A 15,019-nucleotide genomic window follows, 5' to 3' on the forward strand; every position below is an offset into this window, starting at 1 on the left:
AGCAATTCCGTGCATTTACAGCAGGTATACCGGAACAGACTGTCCGGCCGAGGCTGCGGGGGCATGGGCAGGGCGCACCACCAGCGCATTGGCGCGGGCGAGCGATGAGAGCGCGCCCGAATCCTGAAGGCCATCGAGCGTGACCGTGCCGCCATCCCAGACCGCGCGCAGGAATTCCATGCGGCTGCCGCCCGCCGGCATGTCTTCGCCCAGCACGGCGGGTATGGGGCGCGGCATCGGAGCCTCGGCGCCGAGCGCGGCGCGGATCAGGGGCAGCAGGAACAGGAAGCCCGTGACAAAAGCGGCAGCGGGATTGCCCGGCAGGCCAAGGATGACTTGCGATCCGCGCCGGGCGACAAGCAGCGGCTTGCCCGGCTTGATCGCAACGCGCCAGAAGGCAAGGTCTGCGCCAAGTTCAGCGAGTGCGGGGCGCACGAGATCATGGTCGCCGACCGATGCACCGCCGCTGGTGACGATGAGATCGGCCCCGCGCGCAGCCTCGAACGCGGCCATAAGCGCCTCGAGCCGATCAGGCACCGGGCCGATGCGGGTAATGCGCACAGGATGCTGCGCGGCGAGCGCTGCAAGCATCGCGCTGTTGCTGGCGGGCAACTGATGCGCGGCGAGTTCGGCGCCGGGGGCCGCAAGCTCGTCGCCGCCGTCGATCACGGCGAGTTCGACCGGGCGGCGCACCGGGAGGCGAGCATGGCCTGCGGTCAGCGCTAGGGCGATCTGTGCGGCGCCGATCTTCGTCCCGGGGGCCATCAGCGTATCACCGTTGCGGAAATCCATGCCGGCGGGGCGGATGTGGCGCGCGGGCGGAACCGGCGGGGTGCCGGTGAGCGTGAGCGCTTGGCCCTCGCGCGCGGCGTCTTCCTGGATCAGGACCATGTCCGCGCCCGCCGGCACCAGCGCGCCGGTGCTGATGCGCGCGGCCTCCCCGGGCCCGACGGTTCCGGCAAAGGGCCTCCCGGCCGCGCTCTCGCCAATCACCTGCCATGGACCCGGAAGATCGGCGATGCGCAGGGCGTAGCCGTCCATTGCCGAGACATCGGCGGCAGGCTGGGTGCGCAGGGCACTCAGCGGCGCAGCCAGATACAGCCCGAGGCATTCGGCGGTGGCGCGGTCCTCGATCGGCAGTTCGGGCGCAAGCGCCATGAGGCGGCGCTGTGCCTCCTCCAGCGGGAGAGGCGGGTTGGGGCGCTGCGGCGTCGGGGTCACTTCGGTCACGGGGCGCGCCAGTCGCCCGATTTTCCGCCGCGCTTTTCGATGAGGCGGACGCCTTCGATCACCATGCCTTTGTCGATTGCCTTGGCCATGTCGTAGACGGTGAGCAGCGCGACCGAGACGGCGGTAAGTGCTTCCATCTCGACCCCGGTGCGCCCGGTGAGCGAGGCGGTGGCGCGGGCCTCGACGCCGTCGTCCACGAAGGCGAACTCGACGCTGACCGCATCAAGCGCGAGAGGGTGGCAGAGCGGGATGAGTTCCGCGGTGCGCTTGGCCGCCATGATCCCGGCGATCCGGGCGACGGCGAGGACATCGCCCTTGGGCGTCTTGCCATCGCGCAAGGCGGCGAGCGTCGCCGCGTTCATGCGGATCCGGCCCAGTGCGACGGCCACGCGCTGCGTCTCCGCCTTGCCGCCGACATCGACCATGCGCGCGCGGCCTTGTGCATCGAGGTGGGTGAGCCCGCTCATGTGCGGCAAGTCCAACAGGTTGACACGGTTGACACAGTCCTGGGCAAAAACTCGGGGGCGGGCCCGGTAGGCCGGCCAAGGGGCTTCAGGACAAGGGAAAAGCGCGGTTTCATGCGGCGGTGATGCCACAAGGGAACGCTGTAGGACAGATGGCAATGGTGATAGCGTCCGGGCTCAGCCTAGGGCGAGCGCTACGGCGGCTTCGGCGTGCAGGCGGGTCGTATCGTAGAGCGGGACGGGGCTGTCCTCCGGCCTCACCAGCAGCATGATTTCAGTGCAGCCGAGGATGATCGCCGTAGCGCCGCGCGCGGCAAGGCGGGCAATGACGCCGCGATAGACTTCGCGCGAGGCGGGTTCGATCCGGCCTGCGACGAGCTCCTCGTAGATCACGCGGTGGACATCGGCGCGGTCATCCGCATCAGGGATCAGGACTTCAAGGCCGTGCTGCTGCTCCAGTCGGTCACGGTAAAAGGCCTGTTCCATGGTGAAGGCAGTTCCGAGGAGGCCGACCTTTGCATGGCCATCCGCCTTGAGCGCCTTGGCGGAGGGATCGACAATATGGAGCAGCGGCAGCGAGGTTGCGGCCTCGATAGCGGGTGCGGACTTGTGCACGGAATTGGTGCAGATCAGGAGGGCTTCGGCGCCCGCGGATTCGAGGCGGCGGGCGGCGTCCACCATCAGGGCATCGAGCGCGGGCCAATCACCGGCGGTCTGCAATTCCGCAATCTCGGCAAAATCGAACGACCACAGCACAAGCCGCGCGGAGGCCTTGGGGCCGAGCCTTTCCCGCACGCCCTGATTGATAAGGCGGTAGTATTCGGCAGAGCTTTCCCAGCTCATCCCGCCGATCAGGCCGAGGGTCTTCATCGGGGCCAAGTCCTTGAGAGGGCGATTCCGGCGAGATTTTGCGTGCGCGGTATGCGGCGGATTCGCACGCGGGTAAACCGGGCGCTGAGGTCGCGGTAGCGCGCGAGGAAAGGGGCGAAGGCGGCGCCGGGCTTCAGCGAGCCGCCGGCCTGCGCGACGACCAGCGCGGAATCGCCGAGGAGGACGATGTCGGCCGCGCCGAGGTCGGTAGCGACGTCGAGCGCATCGAGCAGGGCATGCCATTCGGCTTCGTCATTGGTGCCGTGGCCTATGGCGGGGCGATGCCAGACTTTCCCGCGCGTCGCGACGGCGGTTTCCATAAGGCCGGGATTGGGGCGGCAGCCGCCGTCGAAGAACAGCTTGAGTGGTCGTTCAGCCATTCAGCAGTGCGCGGGTGGCGGCGGCGACATCGGCGTGGCGCATCAGGCTTTCGCCGACGAGGAAAGCCTTGGCTCCAGCCTGGGCAAGCGTGAGCACATCTGCGTGCCCGCCGATGCCGCTTTCGGCGACCAGCAGCGTGCCCTCGGGCGCGAGCGGGGCGAGGCGGGCGGTGGTGCCGAGATCGGTGACGAAGCGCTTGAGATCGCGGTTGTTCACCCCGATCAGGCGCGACTGGAGCCGCGCGGCGCGTTCCATTTCGGCCTCGTTGTGGACTTCGACGAGAACGTCCATGCCGTGTTCGCGTGCGGCGGCCTCGATCTCGGCCATTTCGCTGTCATCCAGCGCGGCGACGATGATGAGGATGGCATCGGCCCCGATGGCGCGGGCTTCGGCGCACTGCCAGGGATCGACCATGAAATCCTTGCGCAGCACCGGCAGCGCGCAAGCGGCGCGGGCGGCGACGAGGTAGTCTTCATGGCCCTGAAAATAAGGCGCGTCGGTGAGGATCGAGAGACATGTGGCGCCGCCCGCCTCATAGGCGCGGGCATGGGCGGGGGGATCGAAATCGGCGCGGATCAGGCCCTTGGAGGGGCTGGCTTTCTTTATTTCGGCGATGAGGGCGAAACCGGTTTCGGCGCGGGCACGCAAGGCAGCCTCGAAGCCGCGCGGGGCGGTTTGCTCGCTTGAGCGCGCGGCAAGATCGGCCAGTGTGGACACGGCCTTGCGGACGGCGACTTCCTCGCGCTTGGTGGCCATGATTGTGGTGAGGGTGTCGGTCATTTCTTCGCGCTTTAGGGGGCAGAGCGCGGAGAAGGAAGAGGGGTTTCTCGCAGAGACGCAGAGAAGGATGGGAAGAGCGCAGAGATTTTGAAAGCGGCGAAGCCGCAGGATCGTCCCTTCAATCGAAAAGGCCGGGGATTGCACAGACCCGCTTTGCGATCTTCTTATCCTCTGCGTCTCTGCGAGAACCCCTTACGTCAGCGCCGAAATCCAGCAGTTGAGCAGCGCATTCGCCAGACCCTTGTCGATCGCCTCAGCCGCTTCCTCGACGCCTTCGTGCCAGTCGGCCGCTTCACCCGCGACCATCAGCGCGGCGGCGGCGCTGAAGAGGACGGCGTCGCGGTAGGGGCCGGGTTCACCTTGCAGGAGCGCGCGCAGGGCCTTGGCGTTGTAGGCGGGGTCGCCGCCGCGCAGGGCTTCGACGGGGGCGCTGGCGAGGCCCGCGTCCGCTGCGGAGACGCGGCGCATCAGGACGTTCCCGTCCTTCACCTCGGCGATTTCATTGCCGCCCGCGAGGCTGAGCTCGTCGAGGCCTTCGTCGCCCGAGACGACGAGGCTGTGGTCGGTGCCGAGACGGCGGATCGCTTCGGCATAGATCGGCACGTAGGCGGGCCGTGCGATGCCGACGAGCTGCCGGCGAACCCGCGCCGGGTTCGCGAGCGGGCCCATCAGATTGAAGATCGTGCGCCGTCCCAGTACCTTGCGGATCGGCGCGATCCGCGCCAGCGCCGGATGATGTCGCTGGGCGAAGAGGAAGCAGATGCCGAGATCGCCGAGGGTGGCCTCGGCCGTTTCGGCGGCGCGATCCAGATTGAGGCCGAGGGCTTCCAGCGTGTCCGCCGCGCCCGCCTTGCTGCTCGCGGCGCGGTTGCCGTGCTTGGCGACAGGGACGCCGCAGGCCGCAACGACGAGGCTGACCGCGGTCGAGACATTGAGCGTTTGGAAGCCGTCGCCTCCGGTGCCGCAGACGTCGATAGCATTGGCCGGGGCGCTGATGGGGTTCATGCGCTCGCGCATGGCGCGGGCGGCGCCGGCGATCTCGCTGGCGGTCTCGCCGCGTTCGGCAAGCGCGACGAGGAAGGGCGCGATGGTCTCGTCGGCCACTGTGCCATCGAGGATTGCGCTGAAAGCCGCTTCGGCTTCAGCTTCCTCCAGCGGGCTGGTCGTGACTTCGGGTAGCGCGATCATGCCGCGAGGTGAGAGGGCATCTTCGCGGTGATGCCGCACATCTTCAGGAAATTGGCGAGGAGCGCGTGGCCGTGCTCGGTCGCGATCGATTCGGGGTGGAACTGCACGCCGTGGATGGGAAGCGTCTTGTGACGGAAACCCATGGCGTGCGCATCGTCGGACGTGGCGTTTACGACGAGAGTGTCGGGCACGTTCTCAACCACGAGGCTGTGATACCGCGTGGCAGTGAAGGGCGAGGGGAGGCCTTCGAACAGGCCGGTGCCATCATGCGTGACGGGTGAGGTCTTGCCGTGCATCAGCCCACCGCGCACGACCTGGCCGCCGAAATACTGGCCGATCGACTGGTGGCCGAGGCAGACGCCGAGCAGCGGCACGCCCGCATCCGCCGCCGCGCCAACGAGATCGAGGCTGATCCCCGCTTCGTTTGGCGTGCAGGGACCGGGCGAGATCAGAAAGCCTTGCGCACCGCTGGAGATGGCTTGCCCGGCGGACATCGCATCGTTGCGCACCACTTCCACCTTCGCGCCCATTTCCATGAGGTAGTGGACGAGGTTCCAGGTGAAGCTGTCGTAGTTGTCGATGACGAGGATCATGGGGTGAGCCTAACGAGTTGGCACTGATGCATCTGACATTGCCTTGATCAAGGCATCCTTGGTTTCTGCATCAATCTGATTTTTCGGAATGCAAAAGAACATGAGGCGGGTGCGGAAGAGCAAGATCAACCTGTCGTCCTCGACCCACTTGGTGATATGCCGCCATTCAAAATCGCTGGTGCCAAGACTGTTGGCAATGTGAATGCCGGTCTCGCCGAAGTTGTAGGTTGTCTCTACGCCATCAACAAACAGTTGGGCATAAGCTTTTTTTGCTGCGCGCGGGATGCACCACAGCAGCCAAAGAAATGTCACCACCAGTGCCCCAACGGCAAACACCACTCCTGTCACAACATCAGCCACAACTTGTGTGACATCAAGCTTGCCTGCGACAGCGCTGGTAGCAAGGTTGATGGCGGAAATAAGCCCGCCTACGAACACGACATATCGAAAAGCGCCGCGCCATAGCCAATTTCGCCTGACCATGAGCCAGTTCGCGGCGAGGTAATCCTCGTATGGCATCGTGACTTTGAAGGTGCGGCTCACTGCCCGAACCTCGGTTCACTCGCGACCCTGAGCGCCTCGCGCGCCGCGGCGAAGAGCGCGCCGGACTTGGCTTCGCATTCGCGCTGTTCGTATTCGGGGTTGCTGTCCGCCACGATGCCGGCGCCCGCCTGAACGTGGAGCACGCCGTCCTTGAGGACGCCGGTGCGCAGGACGATGCAGCTGTCGACCGAGCCGTCGGGCGCGAAATAGCCGACGCCGCCGGCGTAAGCGCCGCGGGTTTCGGGTTCGAGTTCGGCGATCACCTCGCAAGCGCGGACCTTTGGCGCGCCGCTGACGGTGCCGGCGGGGAAGCCGGCGAACAGCGCATCGACCGAATCGGCGCGGCTCGTGTCGAGCTTGCCGACCACGTTCGAGACGATGTGCATGACGTGGCTGTAACGCTCGATGGTGTAGCTCTCGGTGACCTTCACGGTCCCGGCGGCGGCGACGCGGCCGACATCGTTGCGGCCGAGATCGAGCAGCATGAGGTGCTCGGCGCGCTCCTTGGGATCGGCGAGGAGGCTTTGCGCGTTGTCGCGGTCCTCGGCTTCGGTCTTGCCGCGCGGGCGGGTGCCCGCGATGGGGCGGATGGTCACTTCGCCGTCGCGGATGCGCACGAGGATCTCGGGGCTCGAGCCGATCAGGGCGAAGCCGGGGAGATCGAGGAAATAGAGGAACGGCGAGGGGTTGATGCGGCGGAGCGAGCGGTAGAGCGCGGCGGGTGGCAGCGGGAAGGGCACGGTGAAGCGCTGGGCTAGCACGACCTGGAAGATGTCGCCGGCCTCGATGTAGTCCTTGGCGCGCAGGACCATGCGGGCGTAGTCCTCGGGCGCCATGACGGCGGTGCGTTCGGCAGGTTCGGCGGCTTCAAGGCGCGGGTCGGCGGGGACGGGATCGGCAAGGCGGGCGAGGGCGGCGTCGATGCGGTCGGCGGCAGCGGCAACGAGGCGTTCGGGGGCCCCGCCATTCGGCCAGACGGGCGCGACGGCGATCAGTTCGTCGGACAGGCGGTCGAACACGAGGACGACGCTGGGCCGCACGAACAGCATGTCGGGCAGCTCCAGCACGCTGGCGGGCGCGCGGGGGAGCTTTTCGACGAGGCCGATGGTCTCATAGCCGAAGTAGCCGACGAGGCAGGCGAGCGACTTGGGCAGGCCCTCGGGCACATCGATGCGGCATTCGCCGACGAGCGCGCGCAGGGCGGGCAGGGCGGTTTCCGGATGCGGCGCGAAGGCCTCGCGGTCGGTCTGCCAGTGGCGGTTGATCTCGGCCGCAGCGCCTTCGGCGCGGAACACGAGGTCGGGATCGAGCCCGAGCAGGCTGTAGCGCCCGCGCACTTCGCCGCCTTCGACGGATTCGAGAAGGAAATCGCCCCTGCCGGGCACCATCAGCTTGAGTGCCGCGCCTACCGGCGTCTCGGTGTCGGCGATCAGTTTGCGCCAGACCAGCGCGGGACGGCCGGCGCCAAGCGCCGCAGCGGCTGCCGCTCCGCCATCGGGAAGAAGCCCGGCGAGCCCCGCCTCGACCGTATCTGCCGCCGCCGCCACCGGCCTTACTGGCCGCCGAGAAGCTGCGTGCGCAGCGCCGCGATCGCCGCGTCGTTGCGCATCACGCCGACGGCCTCGCGCACGGCGGCGCGCATCTGATCGACATATTCGCGCCCGACCAGCTGACCGAGTTCGACGCGTGCACGACCGACCAGCGGATCATCCGGCGTGACCTGACCCGGTGTGACCTTGTTCAGGACCACGACCACGAACCCGTCCTTGTTCGGCGCCTCGATCCGCTTGGCCGTGCCCTGGGCCATCGCGAACATGAGCGTCAGCGTTTCGGGGATGGTGTTCGGCTGCATCGTGTTGAGCTGCTGGCGCGGCATCACGACGGGCTTGGCAGGCGGCAGGGCGACGCCCAGCGCCTTGACCGCGTCGGCCAGCGGAACCTTGCGTGCGAGCGCTGCAAGCAACTTGTCGGAGGCCGCCTTTGCCGCGCCGTAACCGCGCGAACTGGAAAGATCGGCGGAGACTTTCTCGCGCACTTCGGCAAGCGGCGGGGGCGATGCGGGCGTGATCTGCCCGACGTCGAAGATCGCATAACGCTCGCCCGCCGCAAGTTCGGTAACCTGCGGCTCACCCTCGCGCTCCATGGCAAAGGCGGCCTGGATCAGGGGGGCGACATCGCCATTGGGCTTGATGTCCGGACGGCCCGGCACGGTGCCATCGGCCTGCAGGGGATCGGTGGCGATCACGGTGAGCCCATTGGCCTTGGCGACGTCGGCAAGGCCGGTGCCGCTGGCGAACGCATCGTCGAGCTTGGCCGACAGATCGGCGAGCGCTGACTTTCGCTTTTCAGCCGAAAGCGCGGCGACGATATCGGCGCGTGCCTGGTCGAGCGACTTGCCTGCGATCTGCGTCACCGCGTCAAGCCGGATGACATACCAGCCCAGCGAGCCCTTGGCCGGCTGCGCCAGCTTGCCGCGTTCGGCGGCGTAAACCGCAGCGGCCACTGCGGCGGAAGCATCGGTTTCCAGCTTTGCGCGGGTCAGCCCTGATTGCTTGCTGGCGGAAAGGCCCTTGGTTGCGGCAGCTGCCTCGATCGACTTGCCGCCCGCGATTTCAGCGGCCAGTGCCTTGGCCGCAGCCTCGGTCGGCACGATGACCTGAGTGAAAGCGCGCGTCTCGCTGGGGGCATAGGTCGCCGCATTGAGCTTGTAGCGCGTCGCCACTTCCGCCTCGCTCGGCGCGGCGGCACCCTTTACAGCGCTCCCGTCGAAGATCGCATAGCGGATGGTGCGGCGCTCGGGGCGCTGATAGCGGGCGGCGTTTGCCTTGTAATAGGCGGCCAGATCGGCATCCGATGGCGGCGTTTTCGGCGCGAAGGCGGAGGAGGGGATGACCTGGAACGCGGCCTCGCGCGTTTCCTTGAGCACCGCAGTGTAGCGCATTGCGGCGCCCAGCGGCATGGTCCCGCCGACACCGGCCGGGATCAGTACCTGCCGCGCCATCAGGCCCTTGGCGATGTCGTCACGCAGCAGCTTGTCGGAAATGCCTTTCTGGCCAAGCATGGCCTTGTAGGCTGACTGGCTGAACTTGCCGTCTGCGCCCTGGAAGGCAGGCATCTTGACGATCTCGCTGTCGACCAGCCGGTCGCTGACGCCCAGCCCCACCGCGCTCTGTCGTGCCCATTCCATGAGCGCGGCCCGGTCGACGAGGCTGTTCACCACCTCCTCCATGGCGCCTTGGGCGATGAATTCCTTCATCGTCACGGTCGGGCTCTGCTCGCGCGCGTTTTCCAGCGCGTTCGACATCGCCTTCTGGAGTTCGATGGTGCTGATCGCCGTCGAGCCCACGGTAACTGCGCGGTCTGGATTGCCGGCGCCGCCCAGCTTTGCGCCGTTGATATCCGGCCCGACAAACGAAAGCGCGATAACCGCGAGGAAGATCAGCGCAAATGCAACGCCGAAACGGGACTTGGTGAGGGAACGGATGAAGCCGAGCATCGGGGCCAATCGTTAGCTGTGGGATCGTTAGGAAAGGTTCCTCCGGCGCATTAGGGGGCAAAGCGCGATCCCGCAATGGGCAGCGCTCGGGAAGAGCGTGGGGAGAGGCCCCGCACAGTATTTGTCACGCACTTTGCCGTCCCGGTGCTTTGCATTCCCGGCTCCGGTTTGTTAGCGGCCCCCTCAACAGGAGGAATCGTCCCGTGCAAAACTGTGTATGCTCATGACCCAGCGCCCTTACATCGTCGGTAACTGGAAGATGAACGGCAGCCGCGCCATGCTGGCCGAGGCGCGGGCAATCGACCGCGCCGCACAGCGCTATCCTGATGTCGAGATCGCGCTGGCACCGCCCTTTCCCTTCGTCGGGCCGCTGCGCGAGGCGGTGACCGCGATCGGTGTGGGCGGTCAGGATTGCCACACCGCGACCAAGGGCGCGCATACCGGTGACGTTTCGGCGCCGATGCTTGCCGATATCGGAGCGGACTTCGTGATTCTGGGCCACAGCGAGCGCCGCCGCGACCACGGCGAGAAGGACGCGCTGGTGCGTGCTAAGGCCGAAGCGGCGCTGGCCGCCGGGCTCGGCGTGATCATCTGCGTGGGTGAGACACTGGACGAGCGCGATGCCGGCAAGGCCGAGGCGGTGGTTGACCGCCAGGTCAAGGGTTCGGTCCCGCCGGGCGAGAGTGCGGCAGTTGCGGCCGGGCGGCTCGCGGTTGCCTATGAGCCGGTCTGGGCAATCGGCACCGGCCGGGTCGCCGCGGTCGAGGACGTGATCGCCATGCATGCGGCAGTGCGCGCGCGACTGGTCGCGATCTTTGGCGAGGAAGCGGACAAGGTGCGCATTCTTTATGGTGGTTCAGTCAACGGCGAGAACGCGGCCGGCCTCCTCGGCGCCGAAGGCGTGGGCGGTGCGCTGGTCGGCGGGGCGAGCCTTACGACGGACGCCTTCCTGCCGATCGTCGCGGCAGCGTCGCAGCCGGCCGACTGATTCTCGGGAACATCGGCCCCCCGCGCGCAACCGGCCTCGCGCAACCGGCCTTGCGCAACCGGCCTTGCGCAGGGGGCCGCGCGCCCCTAGATGCGCTTCATTCCTTTCAGGCGGATCCGCATGACCTTTTTCATCTTCCTCACCGTTGTCCAGGCGCTGGTCGCCGCCGCGCTCGTCGGCGTCATCCTTATCCAGAAGTCGGAAGGTGGCGGGCTCGGCGTCGGCGGCAGCCCGGCGGGCTTCATGTCGGCACGCGGTGCGGCCGATTTTCTCACCCGCGCGACGACGGTGCTGGCGACCGCCTTTGTCGGTCTGTCGATCCTGCTGGCCGCGCTGGCGGTGCGCACCACGGCAAACCGCGAGATCGACGGCTCGCTCGAGCGCACCTTGCCGGCCATTCCGGGCGATCCGCTGGCGCCGGTACAGGGCGTGCCCGCGTCCGGTCCCGCCCAGGTCCAGCCCGTCATTCCGGCGCCTGCCGCGGCTCCGGTCGCCGCAGCGCAGCCCAAGTCCGCTCCGGCGAGGACCGCCGCAGGCAAGGGCGCTCCTGCCGATCCGCTCGCGGGTGCAGCCAAGCAGTAACGCAGCGGGCGCATAGCCGCCGCCGCATTCCTTCACGTTTCGATCCGCCGCTGCGCGGTGGGTCGAGGCTTAGTTGTTTTCGCTTGTGGATTGCCCGCCGGAATCCGGCGGCGCCCGCTTGCGCTCCGAGAGCTTCTGACGGTAAGGCCCAGACCCCATGGCGCGGTTCATTTTCATCACCGGCGGCGTGGTTTCCTCGCTTGGCAAGGGCCTCATGGCGGCGAGCCTCGCGGCGCTGCTGCAGGCGCGCGGCTTTCGCGTGCGAATCCGCAAGTTCGACCCCTATCTGAACGTCGATCCGGGCACGATGAGCCCCTATCAGCACGGCGAGGTCTTCGTGACCGACGACGGCGCCGAGACCGACCTCGACCTTGGCCACTACGAACGCTTCACCGGCGTTTCGGCCCGGCAATCGGACAATATCACCTCGGGCCGCATCTACCGCGATATCATCGCCAAGGAGCGGCGCGGTGATTATCTTGGCGCGACCGTGCAGGTGATCCCGCACGTGACTGATGCGATCAAGACCTTCGCGCGCGACGATACCGACGACCTCGACTTCGTCCTCTGCGAGATCGGCGGTACCGTCGGCGATATCGAAAGCCTGCCGTTCATCGAGGCAATCCGCCAGCTGCGCAACGAGATGGGGCGCGAGGCAACCTGCTTCGTCCACGTCACGCTCGTCCCCTATATCGCTGCCGCCGGAGAGCTGAAGACCAAGCCGACGCAGCATTCAGTGCGCGAGTTGACGGGGCTCGGCATCCAGCCCGACATCCTGCTGTGCCGCTGCGAAAAGCCGCTGCCCGAGAACGAGCGCGCCAAGATCGCCCTGTTCTGCAACGTGCGCAAGGAAGCGGTGATCCCCGCGCTCGATGCGCAGAGCATCTATTCGGTGCCGCTGCAGTACCACGGTGAGGGGCTCGACTCGGAAGTGCTGCGCCACTTCGGGCTCACCAGCCATGGGGGTGGCATTGCGCCCGACCTCTCGCGCTGGACCGATATAGTCGATCGCCACCAGAATCCCGAAGGCGAAGTGACGATCGGCGTCGTGGGTAAGTATGTCGGTCTGCAGGACGCCTACAAGTCGCTCAATGAGGCGCTTGTCCACGGCGGCATGGCCAACCGCGTGAAGGTCAACATCCGCTGGATCGATGCCGAGATCTTCGAGAAGGACGATGCCGAGATCGCCGCCTATCTCGAGCCCATGCACGGCATTCTTGTTCCCGGCGGGTTCGGCGAGCGCGGGACGGAAGGGAAGATCGCCAGCGTGCGCTTCGCCCGAGAGCGCGGCGTGCCGTTCTTCGGCATTTGCCTTGGCATGCAGATGGCCTGCATCGAGGGCGCACGCAATCTGTCCGGGATCAAGGGTGCAAGCTCGACCGAGTTCGGCCCGTCGGACGAGCCGGTGGTGGGCATCATCACCGAATGGATGACGCCCGAGGGGCTCGAGACACGCGCGGCCGGCGGCGACCTTGGCGGGACAATGCGACTGGGCGCCTACGAGGCGCAGCTTTCGGGCAACAGCCATGTCGCGCAGATCTACGACGCCAATGCGATCAGCGAACGGCACCGGCACCGCTACGAAGTCAACGTCGCCTATCGCGAGCGGCTGGAGCATGGGGGCCTCGTGTTCTCCGGCATGTCGCCCGACGGGTTGCTGCCCGAGATTGTCGAGCGGCCGGACCATCCTTGGTTCATCGGGGTGCAGTTCCACCCCGAACTCAAGAGCCGCCCGTTCGAACCGCATCCGTTGTTCCGCAGCTTCATCACCGCCGCCGTCAAGCAGGCGCGGCTGGTCTGATCGGCCGGGCGCAGGGAAGGGGAACTTCACATGGACGCCGCCACCCTTGCACAAACGCTGACAGCAGCAAGTTTGCTGGCGGGGTGTTCCAGCGAGGAACTGGCCGATATCGCCGCGCGCGGCAGCGTGCGCAGCTTCAAGCCGGGGTCGGCGATCATTCTGCAAGGCGACCCCGGCGATACGCTTTGGATCATGCTCGGGGGCCTCGCACGTGTCAGCATGGTGGCGGCAAACGGGCGCGAGATCGTGCTCGATTACGCCGAACCCGGCGCGGTGCTGGGCGAGATCGCCTTTCTTGATGGCGGCGAGCGGACAGCGAGCGTCGAGGCGATCGAGCCGGTCGAGGCGCTGGGCCTGACGCGCGGCGCTTTTGCCGAGATCGTGGGCAAGCATCAGGGGCTTGCCATGCGGCTGCTGCAGGCGATGGCGCGGCGGCTGCGGCAGAACAATACGGTGATCGAGGCGGACCGCGCCTACACCTCCGGCCCCCGCCTAGCGCGGTTCCTGCTGCGGCTGATGATGGGCGGCGAGGAAGAGACCCGGCTGAAAATCGCGCTCAGCCAGGGCGAACTGGGCAACTTCGCCGGCATGTCGCGCGAACAGATCAACCGCCAGCTTTCGGCCTGGGTCGATGGCGGCATCGTGGCGCTGAAGGGCGGGCGCGTGACGGTGCTCGACCGCGAGGCGCTCGTCGATATCGCCGAGGCCTGGTAAGGTATACGAATGCCGTATGGCGTCGTGCGCGGGGCGCTGTAACCGAGGCGGCATGATCCGCCTCTTCTTGCTCGCTGCGCTTCTTGCGCTGCCCAACCTCGCCCGGGCTGCCGATGCCCTGCCGATCACCGATGGCGTCAGCGCGGTGCGGCATCCCGCATGGTCGCGGTCCGCGTCGATCTACGAGGTCAATATCCGGCAATACACGCCCGAAGGAACGTTCCGCGCCTTCGAGAAACACTTGCCGCGCCTGCGCCGGATGGGCGTCGACGTGCTGTGGATCATGCCGGTCAATCCGATCGCGAAGAAGGAGCGCAAGGGTTCGCTCGGCAGCTACTATGCGGTGAGCGACTATCTGGCGGTGAACCCTGAGTTCGGCACGATGGCGGACTTCAAGCACCTTGTGGACGCGGCGCACCGGCAGGGTTTCAAGGTGATCCTCGACTGGGTGGCGAACCACACCGGCTGGGATCACGTCTGGACCCGCGAGCATCCCGACTGGTACAAGCGGAACTCCAAGGGCGAGCTCGAGGGGTATCATTACACCGACCTCAGCGATCACCACGAGGAAGTCTGGGCCGATGTGATCGGGCTCGACTTCAGCAAGAAGGCCGTTCGCGACGGCATGATCGCGGCGATGACGTTCTGGCTCAGGGAAACAGGCATCGACGGCTTCCGCTGCGATGTGGCGTGGACGCTGCCGGTGGCGTTCTGGGATCAGGCGCGCGCCGAGCTCGACAAGGTGAAGCCGGTGTTCATGCTGGCCGAGGCCGATACGCCCGAAATGCAGACCCGCGCTTTCGACATGACCTATGAGTGGAAGCTCTATCACCTGCTGATCGATGTGGCGAAGGGCAAGGCGGACGCGCGCGAACTGGCGCGGCACTACACCGCGCCCGCGCGGCGCTATCCGGCCGGTGCGATGCGCATGACGTTTACCAGCAACCACGACGAGAATTCGTGGAACGGCACCGACCGCGAGCTTTATGGCGACGGCGCCGACGCCATGGCGGTGTTGGCGGCCACCTTGCCCGGGATGCCGCTGGTCTACGGCGGGCAGGAGGACGCGCTGGACCGGCGGCTCAAGTTCTTCGACAAGGACCCCATCATCTGGGGCAAGTATCCCCGCGCGGCGTTCTACCGCTCGCTGCTGGCCTTGAAACATGCGCATCCGGCGCTTTCCAGCGAGCATGAGCCGGGCAATCTCGAGATCATCGAGACCGGTAATCCCAAGGTCTTCGCGTTCCGCCGGATCAAGGGCAGGGACCGGGTCCGCGTCGAGGTCAACGTCTCGGGCCAAGCGCAGAACTACACGGTGGGTGGCCAGCCGCGGTCCCTCGCGCCGTGGCGTTGGGCGATATCCGCCAGGCGCTGATGCGAAAAAGGGCG

Annotated in this window: 15 protein-coding genes; 5 read left to right on the top strand and 10 right to left on the bottom strand. The window is 67.0% G+C overall.

The window, feature by feature from the left end; translation table 11 throughout:
* Positions 1-15 precede the first annotated feature (15 nt).
* From WCL10_RS14860 to WCL10_RS14905, 10 genes are all read right to left on the bottom strand, one after another.
* The gene (locus WCL10_RS14860) at positions 16-1,230 is read right to left on the bottom strand and encodes a molybdopterin molybdotransferase MoeA (RefSeq protein WP_336896444.1); all 1,215 of its coding nucleotides are present in this window, start codon (positions 1,228-1,230) and stop codon (positions 16-18) included.
* A complete protein-coding gene (gene moaC, locus WCL10_RS14865; RefSeq protein WP_336896445.1) occupies positions 1,227-1,697 on the bottom strand; it encodes a cyclic pyranopterin monophosphate synthase MoaC in 471 nt (156 codons plus the stop codon). The genes WCL10_RS14860 and moaC overlap by 4 nt, the downstream gene beginning before the upstream one ends.
* A 174-nt stretch (positions 1,698-1,871) precedes the next feature.
* The gene (locus WCL10_RS14870) at positions 1,872-2,564 is read right to left on the bottom strand and encodes an aspartate/glutamate racemase family protein (protein WP_336896446.1); all 693 of its coding nucleotides are present in this window, start codon (positions 2,562-2,564) and stop codon (positions 1,872-1,874) included.
* A complete protein-coding gene (locus WCL10_RS14875; RefSeq protein ID WP_336896447.1) occupies positions 2,561-2,944 on the bottom strand; it encodes a reverse transcriptase-like protein in 384 nt (127 codons plus the stop codon). Before WCL10_RS14875 ends, WCL10_RS14870 begins: the two co-directional genes overlap by 4 nt.
* Positions 2,937-3,725, bottom strand: a complete 789-nt coding sequence (trpC, locus tag WCL10_RS14880; protein WP_336896448.1) for an indole-3-glycerol phosphate synthase TrpC — start codon at positions 3,723-3,725, stop codon at positions 2,937-2,939. The genes WCL10_RS14875 and trpC overlap by 8 nt, the downstream gene beginning before the upstream one ends.
* Before the next feature lie 192 nt (positions 3,726-3,917).
* Positions 3,918-4,913 (bottom strand): anthranilate phosphoribosyltransferase, encoded by a 996-nt coding sequence (gene trpD / locus WCL10_RS14885; RefSeq protein WP_336896449.1) that lies wholly within the window; start codon positions 4,911-4,913, stop codon positions 3,918-3,920.
* A complete protein-coding gene (locus tag WCL10_RS14890) occupies positions 4,910-5,506 on the bottom strand; it encodes an aminodeoxychorismate/anthranilate synthase component II (protein WP_336896450.1) in 597 nt (198 codons plus the stop codon). The genes trpD and WCL10_RS14890 overlap by 4 nt, the downstream gene beginning before the upstream one ends.
* A 9-nt stretch (positions 5,507-5,515) precedes the next feature.
* Complete coding sequence (locus tag WCL10_RS14895; RefSeq protein ID WP_336896451.1) at positions 5,516-6,049, bottom strand: YcxB family protein; 534 nt, start codon at positions 6,047-6,049, stop codon at positions 5,516-5,518.
* Positions 6,046-7,497: a chorismate-binding protein gene (locus WCL10_RS14900; protein WP_336896489.1), complete on the bottom strand. Its 1,452-nt coding sequence runs from the start codon at positions 7,495-7,497 to the stop codon at positions 6,046-6,048. Before WCL10_RS14900 ends, WCL10_RS14895 begins: the two co-directional genes overlap by 4 nt.
* A gap of 104 nt (positions 7,498-7,601) precedes the next feature.
* Positions 7,602-9,545, bottom strand: a complete 1,944-nt coding sequence (locus WCL10_RS14905) for a SurA N-terminal domain-containing protein (RefSeq protein ID WP_336896452.1) — start codon at positions 9,543-9,545, stop codon at positions 7,602-7,604.
* Between the two features lie 223 nt (positions 9,546-9,768).
* On the opposite strand from WCL10_RS14905, the gene tpiA reads away from it, so the two are divergent.
* The 5 genes from tpiA (at position 9,769) to WCL10_RS14930 (ending at position 15,005) form a co-directional block, all read left to right on the top strand.
* Positions 9,769-10,533: a triose-phosphate isomerase gene (gene tpiA, locus WCL10_RS14910; RefSeq protein ID WP_336896453.1), complete on the top strand. Its 765-nt coding sequence runs from the start codon at positions 9,769-9,771 to the stop codon at positions 10,531-10,533.
* Positions 10,534-10,653: 120 nt separating this feature from the next.
* Positions 10,654-11,115: a preprotein translocase subunit SecG gene (secG, locus tag WCL10_RS14915; protein ID WP_336896454.1), complete on the top strand. Its 462-nt coding sequence runs from the start codon at positions 10,654-10,656 to the stop codon at positions 11,113-11,115.
* A gap of 157 nt (positions 11,116-11,272) precedes the next feature.
* The gene (locus WCL10_RS14920) at positions 11,273-12,916 is read left to right on the top strand and encodes a CTP synthase (RefSeq protein WP_336896455.1); all 1,644 of its coding nucleotides are present in this window, start codon (positions 11,273-11,275) and stop codon (positions 12,914-12,916) included.
* A 30-nt stretch (positions 12,917-12,946) separates the two neighbouring features.
* A complete protein-coding gene (locus WCL10_RS14925; RefSeq protein WP_336896456.1) occupies positions 12,947-13,630 on the top strand; it encodes a Crp/Fnr family transcriptional regulator in 684 nt (227 codons plus the stop codon).
* A gap of 52 nt (positions 13,631-13,682) precedes the next feature.
* Positions 13,683-15,005 carry an alpha-amylase family glycosyl hydrolase gene (locus tag WCL10_RS14930; protein ID WP_336896457.1) on the top strand — a complete coding sequence of 441 codons (1,323 nt, stop codon included), beginning with the start codon at positions 13,683-13,685 and terminating at the stop codon, positions 15,003-15,005.
* Positions 15,006-15,019: the final 14 nt, after the last annotated feature.

Source organism: Novosphingobium sp. (assembly GCF_037133355.1).
Classification (GTDB): Bacteria; Pseudomonadota; Alphaproteobacteria; order Sphingomonadales; family Sphingomonadaceae; genus Novosphingobium.